At 43.4% G+C, this 22,389-nt stretch carries 23 protein-coding genes and 1 pseudogene; 8 read left to right on the forward strand and 16 right to left on the reverse strand.

Translation table 11 applies throughout. The features are described from left to right. Positions 1-89 precede the first annotated feature (89 nt). Positions 90-827: a glucose 1-dehydrogenase gene (locus FGL90_RS03765; protein ID WP_010619216.1), complete on the reverse strand. Its 738-nt coding sequence runs from the start codon at positions 825-827 to the stop codon at positions 90-92. Positions 828-985: 158 nt separating this feature from the next. Here FGL90_RS03765 and FGL90_RS03770 point away from each other — a divergent pair, with 158 nt between their 5' ends. Further along, the gene (locus FGL90_RS03770) at positions 986-1,306 is read left to right on the forward strand and encodes a type II toxin-antitoxin system RelB/DinJ family antitoxin (RefSeq protein WP_147656925.1); all 321 of its coding nucleotides are present in this window, start codon (positions 986-988) and stop codon (positions 1,304-1,306) included. Beyond that, entirely contained in the window at positions 1,293-1,601 is a 309-nt protein-coding gene (locus FGL90_RS10655; protein WP_147656927.1) for a type II toxin-antitoxin system RelE/ParE family toxin, read from the forward strand. The genes FGL90_RS03770 and FGL90_RS10655 overlap by 14 nt, the downstream gene beginning before the upstream one ends. Before the next feature lie 56 nt (positions 1,602-1,657). Here the strand turns inward: FGL90_RS10655 and FGL90_RS03780 are convergent, their stop codons facing one another. Beyond that, positions 1,658-3,235 (reverse strand): YfcC family protein, encoded by a 1,578-nt coding sequence (locus FGL90_RS03780; protein WP_147656929.1) that lies wholly within the window; start codon positions 3,233-3,235, stop codon positions 1,658-1,660. A 102-nt stretch (positions 3,236-3,337) separates the two neighbouring features. Beyond that, positions 3,338-4,336, reverse strand: coding sequence for an ornithine carbamoyltransferase (argF, locus tag FGL90_RS03785; protein WP_147656931.1), 999 nt, complete (start codon positions 4,334-4,336; stop codon positions 3,338-3,340). A gap of 101 nt (positions 4,337-4,437) precedes the next feature. Here argF and FGL90_RS03790 point away from each other — a divergent pair, with 101 nt between their 5' ends. Beyond that, positions 4,438-5,736, forward strand: coding sequence for a sensor histidine kinase (locus tag FGL90_RS03790; RefSeq protein ID WP_010619211.1), 1,299 nt, complete (start codon positions 4,438-4,440; stop codon positions 5,734-5,736). After that, positions 5,733-6,566: a DNA-binding domain-containing protein gene (locus tag FGL90_RS03795; RefSeq protein ID WP_147656933.1), complete on the forward strand. Its 834-nt coding sequence runs from the start codon at positions 5,733-5,735 to the stop codon at positions 6,564-6,566. The genes FGL90_RS03790 and FGL90_RS03795 overlap by 4 nt, the downstream gene beginning before the upstream one ends. A gap of 47 nt (positions 6,567-6,613) precedes the next feature. Here FGL90_RS03795 and FGL90_RS03800 read toward each other — a convergent pair whose 3' ends face one another. Then, positions 6,614-7,150 carry a phenolic acid decarboxylase gene (locus FGL90_RS03800; protein ID WP_010619209.1) on the reverse strand — a complete coding sequence of 179 codons (537 nt, stop codon included), beginning with the start codon at positions 7,148-7,150 and terminating at the stop codon, positions 6,614-6,616. A gap of 101 nt (positions 7,151-7,251) precedes the next feature. On the opposite strand from FGL90_RS03800, the gene FGL90_RS03805 reads away from it, so the two are divergent. Further along, positions 7,252-7,797: a PadR family transcriptional regulator gene (locus FGL90_RS03805; protein ID WP_010619208.1), complete on the forward strand. Its 546-nt coding sequence runs from the start codon at positions 7,252-7,254 to the stop codon at positions 7,795-7,797. 48 nt (positions 7,798-7,845) lie between these two features. Here the strand turns inward: FGL90_RS03805 and FGL90_RS03810 are convergent, their stop codons facing one another. The 10 genes and pseudogenes from FGL90_RS03810 to FGL90_RS03855 form a co-directional block, all read right to left on the reverse strand. Further along, positions 7,846-9,540: an oleate hydratase gene (locus FGL90_RS03810; RefSeq protein WP_010619207.1), complete on the reverse strand. Its 1,695-nt coding sequence runs from the start codon at positions 9,538-9,540 to the stop codon at positions 7,846-7,848. Positions 9,541-9,706: 166 nt separating this feature from the next. After that, positions 9,707-9,874, reverse strand: a complete 168-nt coding sequence (locus tag FGL90_RS10395) for a hypothetical protein (RefSeq protein ID WP_155801530.1) — start codon at positions 9,872-9,874, stop codon at positions 9,707-9,709. Positions 9,875-9,910: 36 nt separating this feature from the next. Continuing rightward, a complete protein-coding gene (locus FGL90_RS03815; RefSeq protein WP_147656935.1) occupies positions 9,911-10,900 on the reverse strand; it encodes an MFS transporter in 990 nt (329 codons plus the stop codon). Positions 10,901-11,110: 210 nt separating this feature from the next. Beyond that, a pseudogene (locus FGL90_RS10480) lies at positions 11,111-11,895 on the reverse strand (GGDEF domain-containing protein). A 387-nt stretch (positions 11,896-12,282) separates the two neighbouring features. Continuing rightward, a complete protein-coding gene (locus FGL90_RS03830; protein WP_147656939.1) occupies positions 12,283-13,641 on the reverse strand; it encodes an FAD-dependent oxidoreductase in 1,359 nt (452 codons plus the stop codon). Positions 13,642-13,665: 24 nt separating this feature from the next. After that, positions 13,666-14,346 (reverse strand): EAL domain-containing protein, encoded by a 681-nt coding sequence (locus FGL90_RS03835; RefSeq protein WP_147656942.1) that lies wholly within the window; start codon positions 14,344-14,346, stop codon positions 13,666-13,668. Positions 14,347-14,410: 64 nt separating this feature from the next. Further along, the gene (locus tag FGL90_RS03840; RefSeq protein WP_147657883.1) at positions 14,411-15,724 is read right to left on the reverse strand and encodes a glycosyltransferase family 2 protein; all 1,314 of its coding nucleotides are present in this window, start codon (positions 15,722-15,724) and stop codon (positions 14,411-14,413) included. Continuing rightward, on the reverse strand, positions 15,717-16,226 hold the full coding sequence (locus tag FGL90_RS03845) for an exosortase/archaeosortase family protein (protein WP_147656945.1): 510 nt from the start codon (positions 16,224-16,226) through the stop codon (positions 15,717-15,719). The genes FGL90_RS03840 and FGL90_RS03845 overlap by 8 nt, the downstream gene beginning before the upstream one ends. A 12-nt stretch (positions 16,227-16,238) precedes the next feature. Further along, the gene (locus tag FGL90_RS03850; RefSeq protein WP_187240455.1) at positions 16,239-17,000 is read right to left on the reverse strand and encodes an EAL domain-containing protein; all 762 of its coding nucleotides are present in this window, start codon (positions 16,998-17,000) and stop codon (positions 16,239-16,241) included. A 168-nt stretch (positions 17,001-17,168) separates the two neighbouring features. After that, a complete protein-coding gene (locus tag FGL90_RS03855; protein WP_404814663.1) occupies positions 17,169-18,812 on the reverse strand; it encodes a malolactic enzyme in 1,644 nt (547 codons plus the stop codon). A 112-nt stretch (positions 18,813-18,924) separates the two neighbouring features. Between FGL90_RS03855 and FGL90_RS03860 the strand changes: the two genes are divergently transcribed. The 3 genes from FGL90_RS03860 to FGL90_RS03870 all read left to right on the forward strand — a co-directional run bounded on the left by FGL90_RS03860 (position 18,925) and on the right by FGL90_RS03870 (position 21,819). Further along, the gene (locus tag FGL90_RS03860; RefSeq protein ID WP_147656951.1) at positions 18,925-19,797 is read left to right on the forward strand and encodes a LysR family transcriptional regulator; all 873 of its coding nucleotides are present in this window, start codon (positions 18,925-18,927) and stop codon (positions 19,795-19,797) included. A 114-nt stretch (positions 19,798-19,911) separates the two neighbouring features. Continuing rightward, positions 19,912-20,181, forward strand: a complete 270-nt coding sequence (gene rpsN, locus FGL90_RS03865) for a 30S ribosomal protein S14 (protein ID WP_010619196.1) — start codon at positions 19,912-19,914, stop codon at positions 20,179-20,181. Positions 20,182-20,535: 354 nt separating this feature from the next. Continuing rightward, positions 20,536-21,819: an ISL3 family transposase gene (locus tag FGL90_RS03870; protein ID WP_147656504.1), complete on the forward strand. Its 1,284-nt coding sequence runs from the start codon at positions 20,536-20,538 to the stop codon at positions 21,817-21,819. Here FGL90_RS03870 and FGL90_RS03875 read toward each other — a convergent pair. Beyond that, complete coding sequence (locus FGL90_RS03875) at positions 21,761-22,147, reverse strand: type II toxin-antitoxin system RelE family toxin (RefSeq protein ID WP_187240438.1); 387 nt, start codon at positions 22,145-22,147, stop codon at positions 21,761-21,763. The two genes, FGL90_RS03870 and FGL90_RS03875, sit on opposite strands and share 59 nt — an antisense overlap. Continuing rightward, entirely contained in the window at positions 22,137-22,361 is a 225-nt protein-coding gene (gene relB / locus FGL90_RS03880; RefSeq protein WP_147656953.1) for a type II toxin-antitoxin system RelB family antitoxin, read from the reverse strand. The genes FGL90_RS03875 and relB overlap by 11 nt, the downstream gene beginning before the upstream one ends. Positions 22,362-22,389: the final 28 nt, after the last annotated feature.

A 22,389-nucleotide genomic window follows, 5' to 3' on the forward strand; every position in this document is an offset into this window, starting at 1 on the left:
ATAATTACCCTGCCAATTATAGATAAGAGAGGACTTAAGCCCACAAAAAATACGTGATGAAATTTGCCATCACGCATCCTTATAATTGGTTATTGTGCCGTAATTCCGCCATCAACCACGAACTCTGATCCCGTGGAGTAACTGGCTTCATCAGATGCCAGATAAAGGACCATGTTTGCGACCTCTTCTGGTTCCGCAATTCGTTGCAATGGAATTGATTTGGCAAACTGCTTAATTAAATCTTCTGAATCACCCTGATGAATCATTGGGGTTGAAATAACGCCCGGGTGAACTGAATTGACCCGAATGCCATAGCGAGCAAGTTCAAGAGCAGTGGCTTTTGTCATTCCTCGTACCGCAAACTTGGTATCAGTATAGCCAATGGCGCCACCCACTAGCCCGTTAATGGAAGAAACGTTGACGATACTTCCTTTGCCGTCCTTCTTCATTTCGGTGGCTGCATACTTCGTTCCTAAGAAGACGCTAAGTTGGTTAATTCCAACAATTTTCAAATATTCCTCGGTTGTCATCGTTAGGACCGATTGGGCAACTGAAATACCAGCATTATTGACCAAGACATCAATCTTATCGAATTTATCCAGTGTCGCCTTAATAACCGCTTTCCAATCGTCCTCACTCGAAACATCCTGTTTGACGAAAATAGCGTTGTCACCAAGCTCATCAGCCAGTGCTTGACCTTTTTCAACATCGATATCCGTGATGACCACTTTGGCCCCTTCAGCAACAAATAACCTTGCGTGAGCAGCACCCATTCCTTGTGAGCCACCAGTAATAATTGCAACCTTGTCTTTGAGTCGATTTGTCATGTCAAACACTCCCTCGTGAATTATTGAACTAGTGTAAGTATAACATGCTGACTTTTAATTTATGAGGAAAATAAAATCGTATTTAAGACTGTACAGTGCCTAAACGACACCATATCGATGTATAATGAGCACAGATACGCGCAGAAAGGATGATTCTTATGTCTAAACAACTATCAAAAACACGAATTTCCGAAACAATTGATCCTAAGTTAAAAGAGGATGCCACCAAGGTTCTATCATCATTACAGTTAGACATGTCGACCGCAATCAATGTGTTTTTAGCACAAGTCGTCAAACAAAATAAAATTCCATTTGAGATTACGAATGAAACGGCAGAAGAAAGAAGAACGAGAGAAATAAAAGAATCAATTGCAAGAGGGTTATCACAAGCAAAGCATGGTGAAGGTGCTGATGTATCGATATTAATAAAAGAAGCGCAGGCACAAGAACAAAAATTACTAAGGGATGAGAATTTATAAAGTACAGATTAGTGATGAGGCCCTTCAAGAAATTGAATCAACAGCAAACTACATTAGAGTAACCTTTAAAAATTCAATTTTAGCTAATCGCTTTCGTATCAAAGTTTTCCAGACTATCAGCTCCTTATCAATGAATCCCAACCGCTTTACAATTCTTGACGCCAAGTATGATTCTCCTAAAACAGATAAGCTTCGAAAATTGATCATCGATCATTATGTCGCCGTTTATTGGGTAGATGAACCTTCAAACTCCGTACACATCTTAGCTTTTTACAACCAATTACAAAATTATTAGCTTTCACGCAAAAGCACCTCAACCGCCCACTTAAGGCCATTGAGGTGCTCATTATTTTAATAAATTAACACTTGCGCAACTAAAATACTGCCACCAAATACCAGAACGAAGACGACAACTGGCCAAACAAACTTCAACCAATGGGAATACTTCATGTCCAACATTTGTAGGGTTGCCATTACTAAGCCGGTTGGGGCCAGAAATAGCATTGCGTATTGTCCAAATTGATAGGCGGTAACGACCACGAAACGTGGAATATTCACGCTATCAGCAAGTGGTGCCAGGATTGGCATTGAAAGAACTGCTAAACCAGATGACGATGGCACGATAAAACCAAGAATGAAGAAAATGAACAGCATCACTAGAATGAAGAAGGGTCCGTTCATGTTAGCAACAAGTGATGATGAGAACTGAAGCATTGTATCAGAAATCATCCCTTCGTTTAAAACAAGGTTAATCCCTCGAGCTAACCCGATGATGAGTGAAACGCCGACTAGACTTGATGCCCCATTGACGAAGGCATCCACAACGCCCTTTTCACCGATACCAAATTCTCCCGTCCCAGTTAGGAACATGATGATGATGGCAAATAATAGGAATGATGAGGCCATGGTTGGGAACCACCAGCCTTGCGACATAACTCCCCAGACCATAATTGGAAATGTGACAACGAACAGCACTAGAATCAGCTTTTTCCGAACCGTAAAGGCGGCCTTCTTAATCTTAACTTCGTTTGATTCTCCAGAGAATTTTTCTTCTGCAGAAACTGACCACATTTTGTCGAAAGATTTTTTATCTTCGTATGAGTAGGAAAATTCTGGATTGGCTTTAACCTTTTTGCTATACCAGTGCAGGTAGAAGATGACAAATATCGCAGCGACCGCACAACCGAAGATCCGCCAATCGAGTCCCTGCGTGAAATTAGTCCCTGCAGCATTTGACGCGATTACGACTGAGAACGGATTAATCGTTGAAAATGAAGTTCCGACCGAACTTGCGAGGAATATGGCTCCGACACAGACAATCGAGTCGTAACCCATCGCAATGAAAATCGGTACCAAAATTGGGTAAAAGGCCACCGCCTCTTCCTCAATCCCACAAAGCGTTCCACCAAGAACCATTAAAATGGCGACAAAGAAAATGAGCAAAAATTCGTGACCCTTAGTTTTCTTCGTCAACGCAAGCAAGCCGGACTCAAACGCCCCACTCGCCTTCACAACTCCAATCAAACCACCAAGAACAAAAATGAATACCATGATATCAACCGCTTGAATTGTCCCACGAACCATACTACCGGTGACATCCCACAAACTAGCCGGGCGCTGTTTTAAGCGCTGATATGTGTTTGGAATTGAAACCGCCTGAGTGATTCCCCCATTTGTAAACTGTGAAATCTTAATCTTAACCCCTAAGTTGTCCAATTGTTGCTGGGTTGCCGGAACCTTTTTGTCGCCCCCATTTGGCTGCTGAATGACTAGTTCTGAGCTAGCCTTATCGTATGAAAGCTTGGAATACGATCCAGCTGGAACAGCCCAGGTTGCAACAACCGCAATGATTGTCAGGATAAATAATATGACAAAGGCGCCGGGCATCCTTAATTTGAATTTCTTCTTTTTATTCACCGTTGCATCCATGATTTTCCCCCATCTTTCGAATAATAATAATAATTGCAAAATAAAAACACGATTCAAGGAGTATGACTCGCCCATTGAACCGTGTTATTTGAAAATTAGGCTTTAATCCCCTAATGTAGCGACCATCACTGATTTAATGGTATGCATTCTGTTTTCTGCTTCACGGAAGACAACTGAAGCTGTACTTTCGAAAACTTCGTCGGTAACTTCCATTTCGGTCAAGCCAAATTTCTCAGAAATTTCTTTACCCACCGCGGTTTCAGCGTTATGGAATGAAGGCAAGCAGTGTTCGAAGATGACGTTTGGATTCTTCGTCTTAGCCATCATTTCGCTGTTAACCTGGTATGGCTGCAGAATCTTAATTCGATCTGCCCAAACTGAATCAGGTTCGCCCATAGACACCCAAACATCGGTGTAAATCACGTCTGAATGAAGGACACCTTCATCAATATCGCTGGTGACCATGATTTCGGCGCCAGTCTTTTTCGCAATATCCTCACATTGCTTCAATAATTTTTGGGTGGGACGCAATTCCTTTGGACAAACGATGTGGAAAGTCATCCCCATAATGGCTGCTCCAATCATCAAGGCGTTGGCCACGTTGTTACGACCATCACCAACGTAAGTAAAGTTAATCTCGTTGTATGGTTTCTTCAAAACTTCTTTAGCCGTTAAGAAGTCCGCCAACACTTGGGTTGGATGATCCTCATCAGTCAAGCCGTTCCAAACGGGAACCCCTGAGAACTCAGCCAAAGTTTCGACTGTCCGCTGTGAGTAGCCGCGGTATTCGATGCCGTCGTACATGCCGCCCAAAACCCGTGCCGTATCTTTTGCGGTTTCCTTCTTGCCCATTTGTGTTCCGGTAGGGCCAAGGTAAGTCACGTGAGCTCCTTGATCATAAGCAGCAACTTCAAATGCGCATCGGGTACGCGTTGAGTTCTTTTCAAAAATTAAGGCAACGTTCTTGCCCTTTAATTTTGGTTGTTCCGTTCCTGTGTATTTAGCTTTCTTCAAATCTTCCGCTAGCTGGAGTAAGTGTCCCATTTCGCGGGGTGTGTAGTCTAAAAGGGTCAAAAAACTTCTATTTCTTAAATTAAACATTGTGTCATCCTCCTCTGTTCTTTACAATATCAGTATAGGAAGCGGTTTCACAAAACTTCATAAAGCTTCAATTTGTGAAGAATTTATTTTAGGAGTTCTCAATGTTTAAACAAACCAGATTTATCATGCACGAACGGTATCAGCGAATCCTGATTGCCGCAACCTGCATTGCGTTAGCTTCACAGGTCAACTTTCAAACGTACACGCCGGGATTTATTCTGACCCTTTCAGTCTTTTTATTGCCCGTCTTCTTGTACTTCAATGCTGACTTAAACCCAATCCAGCTTACTTTGGCGATTGCCCTAGCCTCCCCAATCTTCCGAGGAATTTTGCTGTTTATCGGTCAAGATGCCAGCACCACCAAAATTTTACAATTCATCGCAACTGACATGGTTTTCTATCTCAGCTACGGCATCATTTACTATCTCCTGTACTGGCGGCGGGGCCAGCGCAACAACAGCTCGTTCTTGCTGACGATTATTATTTGCGATTACGTCTCTAACCTATTGGAAGTGAGCTTACTAACTGGCTTCTCAAATTACAGCTACCGCCTCTTCCAAATTTTGTTTGTCGCAGCTCTAGTGCGGAGTCTCTGCAGCTGTCTGCTGGCTTTTCTGTACCACTACTTTACCTTAATGTTGCGCGATGAAAATCACGAGCAACGCTACTACCACTTCATTTGGGTGGCATCATCGGTTAAGAGTGAAGTCTACTTCATGCAAAAGAACATCACAGAAATCGAAAACATCATGAAAAATGCCTACCTCTTGAACCAAGATCTTCAGAAATTAGACGTTGGCCAAAAGCAAAAGACCATGGCCCTCGATATCGCCCGCGACGTTCATGAAGTCAAAAAAGATTATCAAAATGTGATCCGGGGGCTCGGTGACTCCTTCAGTGACGAGCAAAATGAACCCATGCAACTCGCTGACATTTTAAAAGTCACCACAAACTATATTCGCGAATCAATCAAAACGAAGCACCAAAGCGTGGTCATTGACGTACATAATCATGTTGATTTGATTATCCCAAATCACTACTATGTCGTATCCGTTATCTCCAATTTGATATTTAACGGGGTTGATGCGCTTGAAAACATCCCCAACGGTAAGATTCGCATCACCATCACCGATGACGGTAGCAACGTTCTCATCGATATCTCTGACAATGGCAGCGGGATGGATGAGCAGACGCTCGCGATGATTTTTCAGCCCGGATTTACCACCAAATTCAATGAGACCACCGGAAACGTTTACCGCGGAATCGGTCTGTCCCACGTCAAAATCATTGTCGAAGAACAGTTTGGCGGTCATATTAGCGTTGAATCAGAACTCAAAAAGGGCACCGTTTTTCACTTAATCTTAAGTAAGCAAAAATTGCTTCAGGAGGTGGCATCATGAACTTCTACATCGTTGACGACGACCCATCCATTCCAATGATTCTTCAACAAATTATCGAAAAAAACATGACCAACACGGTGGTCGGCACCGCTCCAGATGCAGACAAAGCGCTCACTGATTTGGTGCACCTCGACGTTAACATCATGCTAGTGGATTTGCTGATGCCCGGAATTTCCGGAATTGAGCTCATCAAAAAGGTCCACCAGTTAAAGCCCACGATCCGCTTCATCATGATTTCTCAGGTTAAAGACAGCGACCTCCGCGCCGAGGCGTATGAGGCCGGAATCGAATTTTTCATTGATAAGCCAATCAACGTGATTGAGGTCAAAACCGTTGTGGAGAAGGTCTCCCAAAATATCCAAATGACCCAAAAGTTGGAAAATATTCAATCACTGGTCGGAGGCGGTGCAACTCCCGCTCCCCCGCAACATGACCAGCAATCCGTCAACCGAGAAACAGTGCTATCCATTCTGCGATTTCTTGGAATCACGTCCGAGGCTGGTTCCTCTGATATTTTGGCAATCAGTCAAATCATGCAGGAACAAAACCTCAGTTTCAGAGAAATTGACTTTGAAGCCCAATATCATATCGACGACCGCGAGAAGAAAATTATGTTTCAACGAATTCGCCGGGCCATCAAAACTGGATTAACCAATTTGGCCACCCTTTGTATGGATGATATGGGGGACGAAATCGTCGTGGAATATGCCAATACTCTGTATGAATATAAAAACGTTCGAAATGAGATGTTATATTTGGAGGGAACCCGTTCGACTGGCGGCAAGACTTCGCTGAAACACTTCTTTGATGGATTGGTGCAGGAAAGATAAGTATAAAAATACCAAACCAAAATTAATTGGTTTGGTATTTTTATTATCTACTTGTTCACTCTCTTGTAGTTCTCATCAAAATACTTGCCGGCACGAATATCATCTGGCATTGAAGCATAAGGTGCTTCGCTAATGACGTCTTCATTATTTTGACCAGCGTCACCCATGTAGGTGATTTTAGCAAATTCAGGCACAACGAGCTTTGGATACGTCTCGTACTTTTCGCGAGATTCTTCCATCAAATCGATGTGTTCGTTTTGATAAGTAACCGTAATTTCTGGATGCTCTTCGACCCACTTTGGGAAGAAAATGGTACCGTGAATCTTATTTTCGTTAGGTAGGAAATCAAGCGCAACGTCGGTTCCAGTTGGCTCTGTCCAAGAAATATTGTAGATTCCTGCAGTCAACATTACGATGTTTGCTTCTTGGTCAGTTACCCAACGGCCAGCGACCATCCCGCCGTGAATTCGGTAATCAACCGTGTGATCATTCTTAGCGTACCATTCATATTCCCAGCCGTTATCATAAGTATAAATGAAATGGGTTCCTAAAAAGTCGTCGAGTGTTTCAAATTTTTTTGTCATTTTAAATGCCTCCGTTATTTTTATACATGTAAATATTTACATGTTTTTGATTACTTGATTATGGTAGACTTAAGTTAATAAATTGTCAAGGGAGGTTACTCATGGCTCAGCGAAACCAGTTAAAGTTTATTATTTTAGGATTACTAAGTGAAAATGATTTAACAGGGTACGATATTACGAAGGCGTTTGAATCGGACATTGGCGAATTCTGGTCGGCGAATCACAGCCAGATTTACCCCCTTTTGAAACGACTCGAGGACGAGCAACTCATCTCGCATAAGTTAGAAGTGGTCGGAGAAAAGCTCGAAAAGAAGTTGTACTCCATCACCCAGTCCGGCAAAGAGGTGCTCCGCCAATGGCTTAGCGAACCAACTCCTGAATTATCGGCAACCAAGGATGAATTCATTTTAAAACTCTACTTTATCCATACTGCTGATGATCCTCTGTTGATGCCCATGCTGACGGAACAACATCAACTTCATGAAGCGAAATTACACCATTTGCAGGAACAAATGGCCAAAAAGTTCCCTGACCATACCAGCCAAAACAACCTAGGACACTTTCTCATTTTACAGCACGCTATCCAGCGAGAAACGCGTTACACCGCCTGGTTAGTGGATCTCATTGAGAAAATCAAGACAGACTAAAAGCACTTCACATTTGTGAAGTGCTTTTTTGGTGTTTGGCACACCGCTCTACATAAACATCTTCTTCGTGGCCTTTGCCAACGTCTTCGGATCCTTATCATATCGAGGGTTCTTAACCAATTTCTCCATTGGAACGCCTGCAAAGTGGAAGGCTGCAACTTCACCCGAACGAACAGCACTTTGTTCCGTGAAAATCATTTGGTAAGGCTGCTCAACAAACTCACCCGTAAAGGCTAAGTTTGTTGAATGTTCTGGGATAACTTCGGGACGATCTGTCTTAGCTCGGTTATTAAATAGGGCTGAGGCGTATGGCATGTAAACTGGAATATTGTTAATAACGCTGTCGTAAATTTCAGTTTCTTTTTCGCGAATGTTAGTTGGACCAGGATCAACCTTTGATAATTGGCCAATCAATTCGGTCAACATTTCCTTACCAGTCATCTCAATGTAAGGCTTCTCGACAAATTCACCCTTACGTCGTGGATAGAGGAAGTAGCCCCAGATAACTGATTCGTTAGGCTTTTGGGTCGTGAAATGTGGTTGATGATGCACCACAATCGACATGTTGATATCCTGATGCCCTAGTGGTGTGATTTTTTTAGTTGATAGGAAGGAGTTCAGCGCATTTCCGGGTACCTGGGTGGTAATCCGGGTAATCTCATTTAGTAAAATATGGTCCTTGGTTGTCAAAGTGAAGCTGACCCACTCGCTGGCATTTCTGTCCGCAAAGAACTTATCTGGGTTGCCTAAGTTGTAGAAGTGGTCAGTGGCTTTCTTCCAAAGTCCAGCCGCAGCACCGTAGTCCATGTTTTCGGGTGCTGGCGTATTGTAGTCGCCCTGAGTAGCAGAATCAGTGATTGAGCCGTTTGTGAAGATCACGGCAGTGTCTTCTGGTACTTCAACCGTTTCAGTTTCACCGGTCTCGACATTTTCCATGACTAATCCAGTCACGGTGATTTCGTCTTGCATCGTTGTTTCTTTAAACTGCCAATCCGTCACACGGCGGTTTAAGACAAACTTGCAGCCGTGATCCTTCAAATAGTTGATAAGTGGCAACATGATACTTTCAAATTGGTTATAGCGGGTTCGGTTAACGCCAACCAAGTGTTCAATTTGTGTAAATTCATAGATCATTTGGTGCATGTAACGACGGAGTTCTTGAACCGAGCTCTGCGTCCTGAATGCAAACGTGGTCTCCCACATATACCAGAAATTAGTCTGGAAAATATGCGGTGTTTCCTTGAAATATTGTGCAATCGTGATGTTATCTAATTTTTGCTCTTTATCATCTGGCATCAAAACTAATCGACTCAGATAAATTCGGTCCTTATTATTCAATCCTAGGTGACCACCATTGATGATCCCTTTGCCACCTTGTAACAGGCGGGCCTTATCAAAGGTTCGATGCTTGCTATCAAAGTCATAGGTATCCTCAGCAGCCGTCATGTTTGGCTCAGTTGTCGAGGGAATTCTGGACATCAAATCCATCAAATCAACGTAGGTCCGATAGTTCAACATTCGGCCACCACGGGCAACGTACCCTTTGGTATTCTCCATTGGGTGGTTCTTATTCCAATACTCGTCTGTGGTTGAATCAGTTGGCGCTCCGTCGTTTGAACCATGGTCATCCAACGCATAAAAGGTGATCTGATCACCCTTCCAGTGTCCCTCTTGAATGAAGTACACCGCTGACGCCATATTTGACAATCCTGCACCAATCATAATTGCTTTGCTTTTTGTCATAACGCACACCTCCGACTAAAGATTGAATTCGCTTACATTCTCATTATAGAATTTTTGTGAACACCTGTCTAGTAAAAACGGCAAAGCTTTAGAAACTATTTTGCTTTCATTGTTTAACTACGAAATAAAAGCCCTTATCCACGTAGGATAAGAGCAAATTATTAAATTAGACTACTTTTTTTAAATACCAACCAGCTGCCAACAACAGCAGGCCGCCACACAGAAAGAATAGCCACTTCATTGGGAAAACATCCGCTAACGGGCCCAATCCAAGGCTCCCGATTAGCAACATGATATTTCCGACCATTTGAAAAGCCGCAAACGTGCGCCCCATGTACTCCGGCGCCGCCTCCGTTTGAATAATGACTGCCTAAGTTGTCATATAGTACGGCGAGCACACCCCTAGGGCAAACATCGCCGCAAAATAGATCCCAATTACTGGTGAAAATCCCATCAGCATCATGATGAAGGCAAACGCCGCAATCGCCATCCCTAGCACTTTTGCATTGTTCTTAAATTCTTTATGTTTGGCCACCATCAAGCCACTCAGGACTGAACCACCCGCCCAGAAAATTTCCTGTAGGGTTAAGTTCGTTACCGATGCACCGAATTCTCGTTGCACAAATAGAAGACTGAGCACCGTGGCTGGCGTCATCATCAAAAAGCCAATTCCCGCCAAAATAAATAACTGACGTAGCTTGGTGTTTTGATAAAGGTATTTGATACCCGATAATAAATCTTGTTCATTTTGCTTAATCGATTCTTCAACCGCCTCGACAGTTTGTCGCACGGCCTTTAGTTTGATTTTCGTCATACAGGCCAGCTCAATGATTGCTGTAAAGACATCGACCATCAACGCCCAAACTAAATTGAAATTGGCGAGAATAATTCCGCCAAGCACCGGTGACAATAGTGTTGCCAGTGACATGACGGTTTGATTAATCCCATTGATTCGGGTTAACTCATCCTCCGGTACCAGTTGCGGGTAGGCTGAACTGACTGCCGGTTGCTGAATTCCTTGCCCGATTGACCGCAACACTGAAAAGCCCAGTAACAGCCAGATTGACTGGTGTCCCGTTCCCCAAATGATAGCGAGAATCAGCGTCAATAGTGCAATACTTCCATCCGCACCCATAATCAACCATTTGCGCGAATACTTGTCCGCCCATGCGCCACCAACCAGACTAATTAAAATCTGCGGTAAAAGATAACACACCGTTGCAAGTGCCAGCCACAATCCTGATCCCGTTTTCAAACTGATGTACCAGGTAATTGCGTACCCCGTCACCATTGTGCCAAATAGCGAGATATTTTGACTCGCTAAAAATAAATAACCTTGTTTCTGCCAATGTGGTTCCATCGTGTTCTCCTTTTAGATAGCGAAGCCACTGGCAACGCTAGAATTAAATTAGGTTAACCGTTGCGCGTTTTACAACAAAAATCTTTGGCATTCAAATCGCTCCTTTGGCCGGTTGCCGGCATGTTTAAGGCCTAATATACAGAAGTGAAACCCGTTAGGCAACAAAAGGATATCCACCTAATGGATATCCTCAGCTTTAATGCTATTCTTTTATAATTCTGACGTAATTTGGTTTCTACCTTGCCCCTTTGAACGATACAACAACTGATCCGCCCGTTCATAGAAGTCGTTTGGCGTCTTATCATTTTCGTTCAGCGTTGCAACACCCAGTGAAGCGGTCACGTTAATCGACCCCTTATTGGTCTCAATCGGCGTCGTCTCGATTTTGTTCTTAAGTCTGCGAGCCACACGATCGGCTTCCAAAATATCAACGTTTGGTAGCAACATATTGAATTCCTCGCCGCCGACTCGATAGACTAAGGCATCCTTATACGCCATTCGTTCCTGCTTCAGCAGCGTTCCCAGCTGAATCAAGACCGCATCCCAGCCAAATGCCCATACTGATCATTAATTCGTTTGAAATGGTCAATATCAACTGCAATCATCGTGATTGGATCGTGCTTTTCCTCAAAAGTATCAAACCACTTTTCAAAATCAGCTTTAAAGACTGCGTAATTTTTCAAATTGGTCAACGGATCCGTTGTCGCCCGATGCGTCACACTGACGAGGTAATCATTTTCATCATTTAGACTGTTCAACCCGTAGTAAAGTAGCATATTCATGATAAAGAAGCTACCCCAGTAGAAGATTGCCTGGGACCAGGAAACTTCGCCAAAGTTGAGCCATTTGTAGTAATGGAAGAAAATCCAAAAAATTGCCGTCAATGCATCATAGAAAAGGATGATTGAGATGGGCGGTAGTTTATGTTTCGCAACGTATATAGAAATGCCAATTGCAATCAGATACATCGTAAGACCAAATCCTAGATAGCCCATCGTTCCAATCGACCAGCCCCAAAACACGATGCGCGCCAACGCATTCACGACCGCAATCGCGAAGCTTGCCTTCCGACTCAGATAAATAACCACGAAGAATAGCAACAGTAATCGAAAATCCACGAACTCAACGTCTCGACCAAGGTGGGATGCTTCGTATTCAAAGTAAATTCCCAGCAATCCAAAATAGTTCACGCTAAAAAAATTCAGCCAACCGACTGAATAATTTAATTTGGTTTCCCGAAGATTAAAGTATTGAATGACTGATCGAATAATCAATTGGTAGAGCAAAATAATGCCCAATACCACAAAGGCACCCGTAAATAAAGGCTGCAGAAGCCATTCACTTTGCGTAAAGATTGTTCACGTTCTTTCTAAATTTTTCCATTACGATTCAGCGTTAGCCCGTTCCTTTTCAATCGCCATTTGAGCCACCAAGTTTAAGTAGTTGTATGCCTTATCGTAGTGCGGATTGAACAGCATATCTACGTAAGCCAGGTCATCAATGGTGTTCTTGTTTTGAATGCAGACGGAAATCGTGTTCGCCGACTGCGAAACATCGTACTTACTAAACAACTGTGTACCTATGATTCTACGCGTTGTTTTGTCATATACCAGCATAATTTTGATATTTTGTGGTTCCGGCATAAAGTCATACCGATAATCGTCGTCAAATAGAACCGCATCAGCATCAATCCCGGCATTTTTCGCATTTCGTAGTGTGAGACCGCTTGACGCCATCGTATAACCAAAAATCTTGATGGCCGATGTGGCTTGCGTCCCCATTTTCTTTTGAATATTACCAAAAATGTTAAGGCCCGCAAGTGTTCCTTGGCGAACCGCGTTGGTTGCCAACGGAATGTAAGATTCAGTATCTTCTGGATTGAAATGACTCACACACGCATCCCCAGCCGCGTAAATATCTGGGTCTGACGTTTGCAAATAGTCGTTGACCAATAAGGCTCCCCGACGATCCATCTCTACTTGTCCCTGAACCAACTCCGTATTTGCCATAAATCCAGTGCAAACAATTACCAAATCGGCCTCAATTGTGCGGTGGTCCGTTTCAATATCAACTTTATCCGCCTCATCGTCGCCTTCAAAACCAGTCACGCGCTCGTCCAAAATAACGTTAACGCCGTGATCTCCCAACAATTTGGCAACCTCGTCCGACATAATCGGGTCAATATAGTTGTTCAAAACTTGATCACTACTTTGAATGAGTGTGACCTCGTGATTGGTACTGCTATAACTGTCAGCTAGTTCAACGCCAACGTAGCCACCACCAACAATGGTAATCCGTTTGTGGGTTTGGGCAGATTTGTAAATTGCTTGGGCCTGTTCGTAATTTTTACATAGCAAAACGCGAGAATCATCAATCCCAACAAGTGGGGGCACAATTACGTACGACCCAGTTGCCATAACCAATTTATCGTATGTATCCGTAAAAATTTCATCCGTTTCCAAGTTTTCACAGACTATTTTTTTAGCTTCTGAATCAACCTTCAAAACGTCATGGCGAAGCCGAACAGTTGCGCCCATTTCGCTAAGTTGTTCTGGGCTGGAATAGAACATATCCTCCAACTTATCAACTTTATGAGACAAATATAGTGGAATGCCACATGATAAAAACGAGACGTTATCATTTCGCTCATATACGGTTACTTCCGTATCTGGGTGATTCTTTAAAATTTCGGTAACCGCCGCTACTCCAGCATGCGTACAGCCAATTATAACCACTTTCATTTTACACTCTCTCTTCCGAGTCCATTACTCAGGATCATCTTTATTTAATTTTACCAAATGGGGCTTCCCATAATAGTAGCCCTGACGGACACCAATATCTAAAGCATCTGCCAACTGATCATCCGCTTCATTCTCAATCCCCTCAAGAATAAAACGAAGATGTCGTTCTGCCGCAAAATCGCGCCACTTAACCACTAAGGCCTGAATTTCAGGATCTTGGAAATCCGCATCAAAATTTTGTAACGCAAACTTTATTTCCGATGCATACGGTAACAATGGCTGAATCGCGGTCATACTATTTTCACCCGTCCCAACGTCATCAATGCAAACTTCCATTCCTCGATCCGTAAACTTTTTAATCACCGGAAGTAGCTGCTCATCCGATATCTTAATATGGGTAGGTTGTTCAGTAAGCTCCACGTTCAACTTCAGCGGTCTTAACTGATGCTGTGATTTGATTAGTGCTTCACAAATCAACGGATTCACCATCTGAACCCGATTTAAATTAACTGAGACAGAGCCAACTTTTAACACTAACTTCGCGGTGGTTTCCACCAATCGGTCCGCAATCTCCCTAACTGGGACCTTAGCAAAGCATTCTGGCGGTCGCCACCCTTGATCGGTATGAATTTTTATTAGCAGTTCATAGCCAATCAATGATTGCGTCATCTTATTTAGCTCTGGTTGAATAAAGTATCTATACAAGTCGTTCGCCCCCTACAATGATTAGTTCCATTATAAGCCATTTTTGGTCATTTATACGGGGTTATTACTTATGAAGCGACTTTCGCTTCGGACTGACCCACGACCCCGAACCGCTTCCCATAATCGTCTTAATGGCCGGAATCAGCGTCATCACAACGGTTACCGGGTTTACCATCCAGTAAACAAGCATGTATAGCGGAGCAAAAGGTAAATACCGCATTTTGACCCCATTTTTGTCCATTAACAGTGCTGTCAACAGCTGCATGAACCCCGCGACCATTTCAAACGACACCATGATAAACGACAGCCAAATAGTGGTTAATGCCTCCTGTATCTGGCCCGTCACCAAGTAATAGACAATCAACATAATGAAGAAAAGTGTCGAAATTAGGAAGAAAAACGACCAAAGAATCGACAACGTGGAGTCAATGAACATTGAAATCTGGAACCGGTGTTTAATTGGGTGAAACAGAAACTTAGTGAAGTTTGTTAACCAAACCTCCGTGCCGCCTTGCGCCCACCGTTTGCGCTTATGATACAAATCACGAATTGTTTCCGGAACATTCATGTGAAAAATGATGTTCGGTGCAAACTGCGGCACGCTTCCTTGAACCTGCTGATCCCAGGCAATACTGATATCTTCAGTCGTCCGATCTTGCCGAAACCCACCCACGTCAATTAATGAATTTTTACGATACATCGTATTGGCGCCACTGTAGGCGTACATGGAATCGTTGACCGCGGATTGGCTCCGTTTGATAACGCCAACGATGCTCGAAAACTCCACCGTCTGCGATTTGCCGAGCAGGGTTGAGCGATTGGAAACGTCCATGTTTGCGGTAACGGCGGCCGTGTTCATATCCTGATCATGAATGAAGAAGTTCATGTACTTCATCAAGGCGTCCGGTTCCGGGATCGTATCCGCATCATTGCTTAGCACATACTCCCCTTTGGCGAAAAACATCCCAATGTTGAACGCATGCGCCTTCCCTTTGTTCTTCAAAATATTGATCGTTCGTAATCGCGGATAGTCTTCCTGTAACCGCTTAATAATTTTAGCTGTATCATCAGTCGACCCATCGTTCATCACGAGAATTTCGTAGTTCGTGTAATTGATCTCCTCCAGCAAAAATTTCAAGGTCGATTCAATCATTATTTCTTCGTTGTGAGCCGGAATCATAATTGTGACAAACGGTTGCTTTTCGGGCGGTAATGCGACCCACTCGGTATCTCGTTTGTTGGTTTTTAAAAAGCGATAACTCAACGCGCCCCAAAACCAGAGAAACGCGCCAGTGATGGGATACAAAATGAGAATGAGAAACATGAGAGTCACCAATTTTGTCAAAAGCGGGGATGAACCAAATAGCTGGCTAATCATCTTGGTCACCCGCTTTCTCATGCCGGAACAACCGTTTGAATTCGTCCGTATCCAAATTCTTCTCTGGCTGAACGTCGTAATTTCGGACTGATTCCCGAGATTTGGCGTCTCCAAAGCGCTCATCCATGAAATCGTTCAACTCATTTTTGCGTTGCTTTTGCATGATTGGATCAAACGTTGGCCACTGTTCAACCACTCGCGCCCGCTTACGATTTTGAATAATGGCCATTGAAATCGTAAAGATAGCCGACATCACAAAGGCAAACAGGATCAGTAACCCAAAAAACTGCAGCTCATCGATCCCCACATGCGTGTGCCAAAATCCCAGAACGTGCGGTTGATAGTACCCAACCGCTGAAATAACGGTGACCAGAATGGGGACGATAACGCCAACCCAGCCTAAAATAGCGGCCAGCGTTTGCCTGATTTTTAGCCAGATATGCCCCTTTTCAAAGTAAGCATCCGTATACGATTGTGATGCATCTGTTTCATTTTTCTTCATTGATAACCGCCCCTACAGCTTGCCAGTCCCCATTGGCTTTCCAAATAAATAGCCCTGGCGCCAGTTAATTTTTAATTGTTCCGCTAACGCTTCATCCTGCTCGTCCTCGACTCCCATCAAGACTAGTTGAATGTTGTGGTCTTTTGCAAGTTTATTCCAAAATTGTAAATTTAAATCAAGCCAAACTGCCGGATCATCCTTGCGGAAACTGCGCATCGAGCACTTTAAAATATCAACCTCAGACAACAACGGTTCGATGTTTTTCAAATTACTCAGCTTTGACCCAACGTTATCGATGGCAAATTGCATGCCGTACGCTTTTGCTGTCTCTATTTTTCGTTTAAATTGATACTCGCGAACCCGGGCCCGCTTGCGATCAATGTGTAACTCAACGGCCAGCTGCATCGGCTCAATTTTGCTAATGGCCCAGCGCACAAAGTAGTTAAACTCCGGACTCATGATTTGCTCATACGATAAGTTGATGGAGAGCGTAATTTTTTCTTCCGGCAATGACTTGAAGGTTTCCTCCAGCAGGAAAATCACGCGTTGCAGCGGCATCTCATCCATTGCCTTTGGTAAGCTCCACGTATCGTCCTGATTGTGCTGTCGTAATAAGCATTCATAGCCGATCACCTGTTGATTATAATCCACCTGTTTTTGGATGAAGTAGCGCAATTCCAAGTCCTGTTTGTCAAAATAATTATTGGAACGTTTGCGGGTTTTTGCGTATGAAACGCCAATGACGACGAGACAAATCGCTAAAAAGACAATCATGATCAGTGTCAAAACGAACGCCAAATGTGCAATCACAGCTACTCTCCCCTTTTTTTCTAACTTGTTAGTGCATTGACTGACTATTATGGGCAATAATACTTGATTTAGCAAGTCTTAAAAAACAAAAAAAGACTGGTTAGCAACTATTGCTAATCAGTCTTATAAGCGTTATTTAAGACGCAGTGTTTGATATTCTGGTTCCCACTTAATATTTTCAACTGCTTCCACGGGATTCTTGGTCTCCACGCGGGCAATTCCTTGATCAATTGCGCTCTTGGCAACTGCTTGGGCAACCGTTTGAGAAAATTCTGCCAAACGGGTGACGGGTGGCAGCACTGCGGCGCCCGGCTTCGATGAATCAACGATACCACCCAGTGAGTGGGCTGCAGCTGAAATCATTTCGTCGTTCAGAACCGTGGCCTTTGCTGCCATCGTTCCCAATCCGAGTCCGGGATAAATGAGCGCGTTGTTCCCTTGGCCAATTTGGTAGGTAACGCCCTTGTACGTGACGTCATCAGCTGGGATTCCCGTGGCAATCAACCCTTTGCCATCGGTCCACTTGATTAAATCTTCCGCTTTGGCTTCCGCCAAAACAGTTGGATTCGACAATGGGAAAATGATTGGGCGTTCCGTATGCGCCGCCATATCCTTCACGATGGCTTCCGTAAAGGTGTCGGGTTGCGTTGAGGTGCCGACCAAAATGGTTGGGTGAATAGCACTCACTGCCGCTGCCAAACTAGTTAGCTGATCCGCATTCGCAAATTCGCTTCGTTTGCGGGCGAAAGGTTTCTGCTCCGGCGTCAACGTGTCGTCATCATCAAACAGCAAGCCCTGCTTGTCCACCATGTAGAAGTGACTGCGGGCTTCGTCTTCGCTCAAGCCTTGCTCAACCATTTCATCAAAAATGCGTTTCGTGATTCCGGCACCAGCAGTTCCGGCACCAAAGGAAAGGTAACGTTGATCTGCCAGCTTTTGCTTAGAAATCTGAAGCGCGCCAAGGATTCCGGCTAGCACAATAATTCCCGTCCCTTGAATGTCATCGTTGAAGGTCACCATTTTATCTTTGTACTTGTTCAAAATTTTAGCAGCGTTTGAGCGGCCAAAATCTTCCCAGTGTAGGTAGACGTCTGGGAACAATCCCTTCGTCGTTTGAACAAATTGGTCCACGAAATCGAAGTATTGGTCACCGCGAACCCGTTTGTGCTGATTACCCAAGTAAACTGGGCTGTCTAACAGCTTCTGATTGTTCGTACCAACGTCGAGGACGACTGGCAAAACTTTGCTTGGATCGACGCCAGCTGCTGCCGTATAGACCATCAGCTTGCCGACCGCAATGTCGACACCGTCCGTGCCCCAGTCGCCAATACCGAGGATTCCCTCTGCATCAGTGACAACGATCAATTGGATGTCTCGGCCGTTTGCGGCGTTTTTTAAACTTTCCTTCATTGAATCTGGATCGTCGATTGATAAAAAGGCGGCGTTCTCGGGGTTCATGTAAAGGGATGAATAGTGCTCAATCGAGTCGGCAATCGTTGGGTCATACACGATCGGCATGAATTCAGCTACGTGTTCACTGAATAATTTATAGTACAAAATCCGATTGGTATTGAAGATTTCCATCAAAAATAAGCGTTTCTCTAAATTGCTGTCCTTACTTTCCACTTGTTTGTACGTGAAGTCGGTTTGCTCACGAAGACTTCTGATTTGCGCTGGAATGAGTCCAGTTAGGTGGTATTGCTTTCTTTCAGCTTCAGTAAATGCGGTGCCTTTATTTAAAAATGGGTCATTTAATATTTCATTTGGGGTCAAAATTTGGTTCCTCGCTTTCCTTATCTACATCTGTACCTTAATCCTTGCACAAAATTATAGTCAACTTCACCATCTGTGATAAAATATATTTATATGAGCAAACGAGGTGAGTACTTTGAATAGTCGCGATTTAGCCTATTTTAAACAGTTAGTTATTGATCGAAATTACACCAAAACCGCCGAACACTTTGGCGTGACGCAACCGACCATCACGTACGCTATCAAACGGTTAGAGGCCGAGTTAGCCGCGCCACTTTTTATTCGCAACCGGTCGCACCGGGAACTGACTTTGACCCTCTCTGGCAAAAGTTTCAGCAAACACGCTAATAAAATACTGAAGGAACTCGAAACTGCCAAAGCCGACTTGCTTGCGATTACCCACGAGAAAGTTCGCTTTGGATTGCCACCGATTATCGGGACCTACTACTTTCCCCAATTGGCGAACCGCTTAATCAGGGCCGACTTAATGGTGCACATGGACACGATTGATGCCGGATCGGTCACCCTGCAACAGCAGCTCATCGACAAACAGTTAGACGTGGCACTGCTCGGCGTGATTCACCCAGAACCCATTGCCGGAATTAAGACGATGACGCTTGCCCAGACGAAATTTAAAATCATCACGAGTCCGATTCACCATTTGGCGACTCAGAGTGAGATTGCATTTGGTCAACTAAAAAATGAACCCTTCATCACGCTAAAGGAAGGATTCATCCACTCGGCCGCTTTCCAGCAGTTAGCGGATAAGAGTCAGTTTCAGCCAAACGTGGTGTACACAACGCCGGACATCGATGTGCTCAAGGGCATGGTCCGCGAAAATGTGGGCGTCGGCTTTTTGACCGAGCTGGCTATTGCCAATGATCAAACGGTGCACTCGCTGGCGTTAACGGATGCCGACCAGCGCCACTTTGATATTGTGCTGGCCTATCGTGAGCAAACCAATCCGCTCGTGAAGCAACTCGTGAGTGTGCTGCAGGAACCCATTTGAGGACATAATCCTTGACCTGAGAATTTGTTGCGGTATGTTAGTAAGGCGGAATCGCAAATGATAAGTTTTAAGCTCCAGTTGGACGTCACACTATCTAATTTTGGAGGTGCCATTTTGGCAAAGAAATCAAAGATTGAAAAGGCAAAGCGCATTGAGCAGACTATTGCGCGCTATGCTGACAAACGGGCAGAAATGATTAAGAACCACGATTACGTGGGATTGAGCACGCTGCCGAGGGATGCATCACCGACACGTCGCCATAACCGGGACGAGCTGGATGGTCGTCCACACGCTTACATGCGTAAGTTCCAGTTGTCGCGTCTGAATTTCCGGGAGTTGGCGCATAAGGGCCAGATTCCTGGAGTGCGGAAGGCAAGCTGGTAAAGTAAAAGTTGTGAAAAATAGCGATTAGATACCAATCTATAAGTAGAACACGAAAGCAGGGACTTGTTCCTGCGGGTGTTTTGCTTATAGGTTGGTATTTGCTGTTTTGAGCACGTTAATAAAGTGAGTGCGAACACGTTATAGCTATATAGACTTTCCACACACAAAAGCCGTTATCACACCCGTGATAACGGCTTTTTCTATTTCTCAAAATAAGTGGTTCTATACTTTTTCCTGTTGATGGATTGCCAGAGTGGTAATCTATTAACAGGATTTTTTTGTAAATTAAAAGCCCACAGGTCCCCATCCAATAAAATCCACCCACTACAGCATCATTAAAGGAGATAAGAACCCATGAACCCTATTGATAATACCATAAAGTTCGTCCTAAGCATAACTGACGAGAACGTTAACTTTTTTGCTTATAAAAGCCAATCTATTAAAAACAAACAATCTAAGATTTACATCGCCAACGTTAAAGTTAACTGTGTGAGATGTCCCCAATGTGGTTTCAATCATCTAAACCATAATGGTCACTACATTGCGCGTACTTCGTACCCGTCAGCCAATGCCAGTGAGCCAGTGTACCTTGAGCTGCATAAGGAACGATTAGTTTGTAAAGACTGTGGTGCTTCAATAATGGCATCCACTAGTCTAGTTGATAAATATTGCAACATTTCGCAAGCCACACGACAGAAAATATTCATGCATTTGCAGGACGACCGGACTCAGGCCAGCATCGCCTTAGATAATTGTGTATCACCAAGTACAATTTGTCGCTATTTAGATAATTACGATGATTTATTCCGCCGGAATTATGATTACTTACCAGAGCATTTAGCGATGGATGAAGTTCGCGGTGTTGGTGGTCAATTACACTTTATCTGTATTAACGGTGCCAGCAACCATGAAATTCAACAAATCTTGCCGGATCGCTATAAAAAAAGCATTATTGAGTACTTTAATAAATTCCATATCAATACCCGAAAACGGGTTCAAACCGTAACTCTGGATCTCAATAGTTACTATAAAGATATCGTTAAGGAAATGTTTCCAAACGCAGAAATTGTCGTTGATCGATTCCACATTATCGCCATGATGACGCGGGCATTCAACCAGACTAGAGTTCAGACAATGAAAAAATATGACAAGAAATCTATCGAATATCGACTGCTTAAGTTCTCATGGAAACTATATTTGAAGCACATTGATGAACTAGAAGTCAGCCAAACTTTCTATGATCGTCATTTACGACAGCAGTTAACTCAACAAGGGCGAGTACAAATGGGGCTTGACACTGATGACACTATTTCGAGCACATACGATGCGCTGCAAGGTATCATGTCCTGTCTTAAAAATCATGACAAAGATGGCATTGTCCACTATCTCTACAAAAATGAAAACCTAAGTTTTCAAATGAAGGAAACACTAAAAACGTTTAAAAGTAATCTGAAAATTGTCTTGAATGCCAGTGAATCTAAGTATTCTAACGGCCCAATTGAAGGTATTAATCGGATGATTAAGCAGATTCAGCGGACTGCGTTTGGATTTAGAAATTTCCATCATTTAATCTCGCGGATCAAACTTCAACAAATGAGAACAAAACCAAATACAAAAACAGAACTAGAAGCCGCTTAGCTTCTAGTTCTGTAAAACTATCTATCAACAGGATTTGACAGAGAGCCAAATAAGTTTCAGATAATTTATAGCTATCTTTCCGATGCCCTAGTAACAAAACATTGATCGTCACAACTTCCTCGTCAATTGAACAAATCAGCCGATAGTCCAAAACTCGGTACCGCCAAAGTCCAATCAACTCAGCACTCAACGCTTTACCATGAAAGTAAGGATTTTTAGTTCCTTGTAAATTCTTGGCAATCCAAGTAACAATGATCTTTGCAGTATTTTTATCCAATTTTTTTAGCTGTTTACGTGCTTTTTTTGAAAATACGACTCTATAACTCAACGTCAAGTTCCTTCGCAACGGCGTCAAATGGAATTCTAGTTCCATCATCGGTTTTAAGGAACTCTTGATACGCTTTTATATCAATTTCATCTTCAATCTTTTCCACTATATTCTCGTGTACTAGCTGACTAAAGGTTTTACCAGTTGCTTTAATATAAGCGTCCACAAGCTTTTCGTCGTTCTCATTAAAACGAACGGTTTTTGTTGTTCCCATAGCTGCACTTCCTTTCGTCAAATTTAGT

It is taken from the genome of Secundilactobacillus malefermentans, from assembly GCF_008033155.1.
GTDB classification, from domain to species: Bacteria; Bacillota; Bacilli; order Lactobacillales; family Lactobacillaceae; genus Secundilactobacillus; species Secundilactobacillus malefermentans.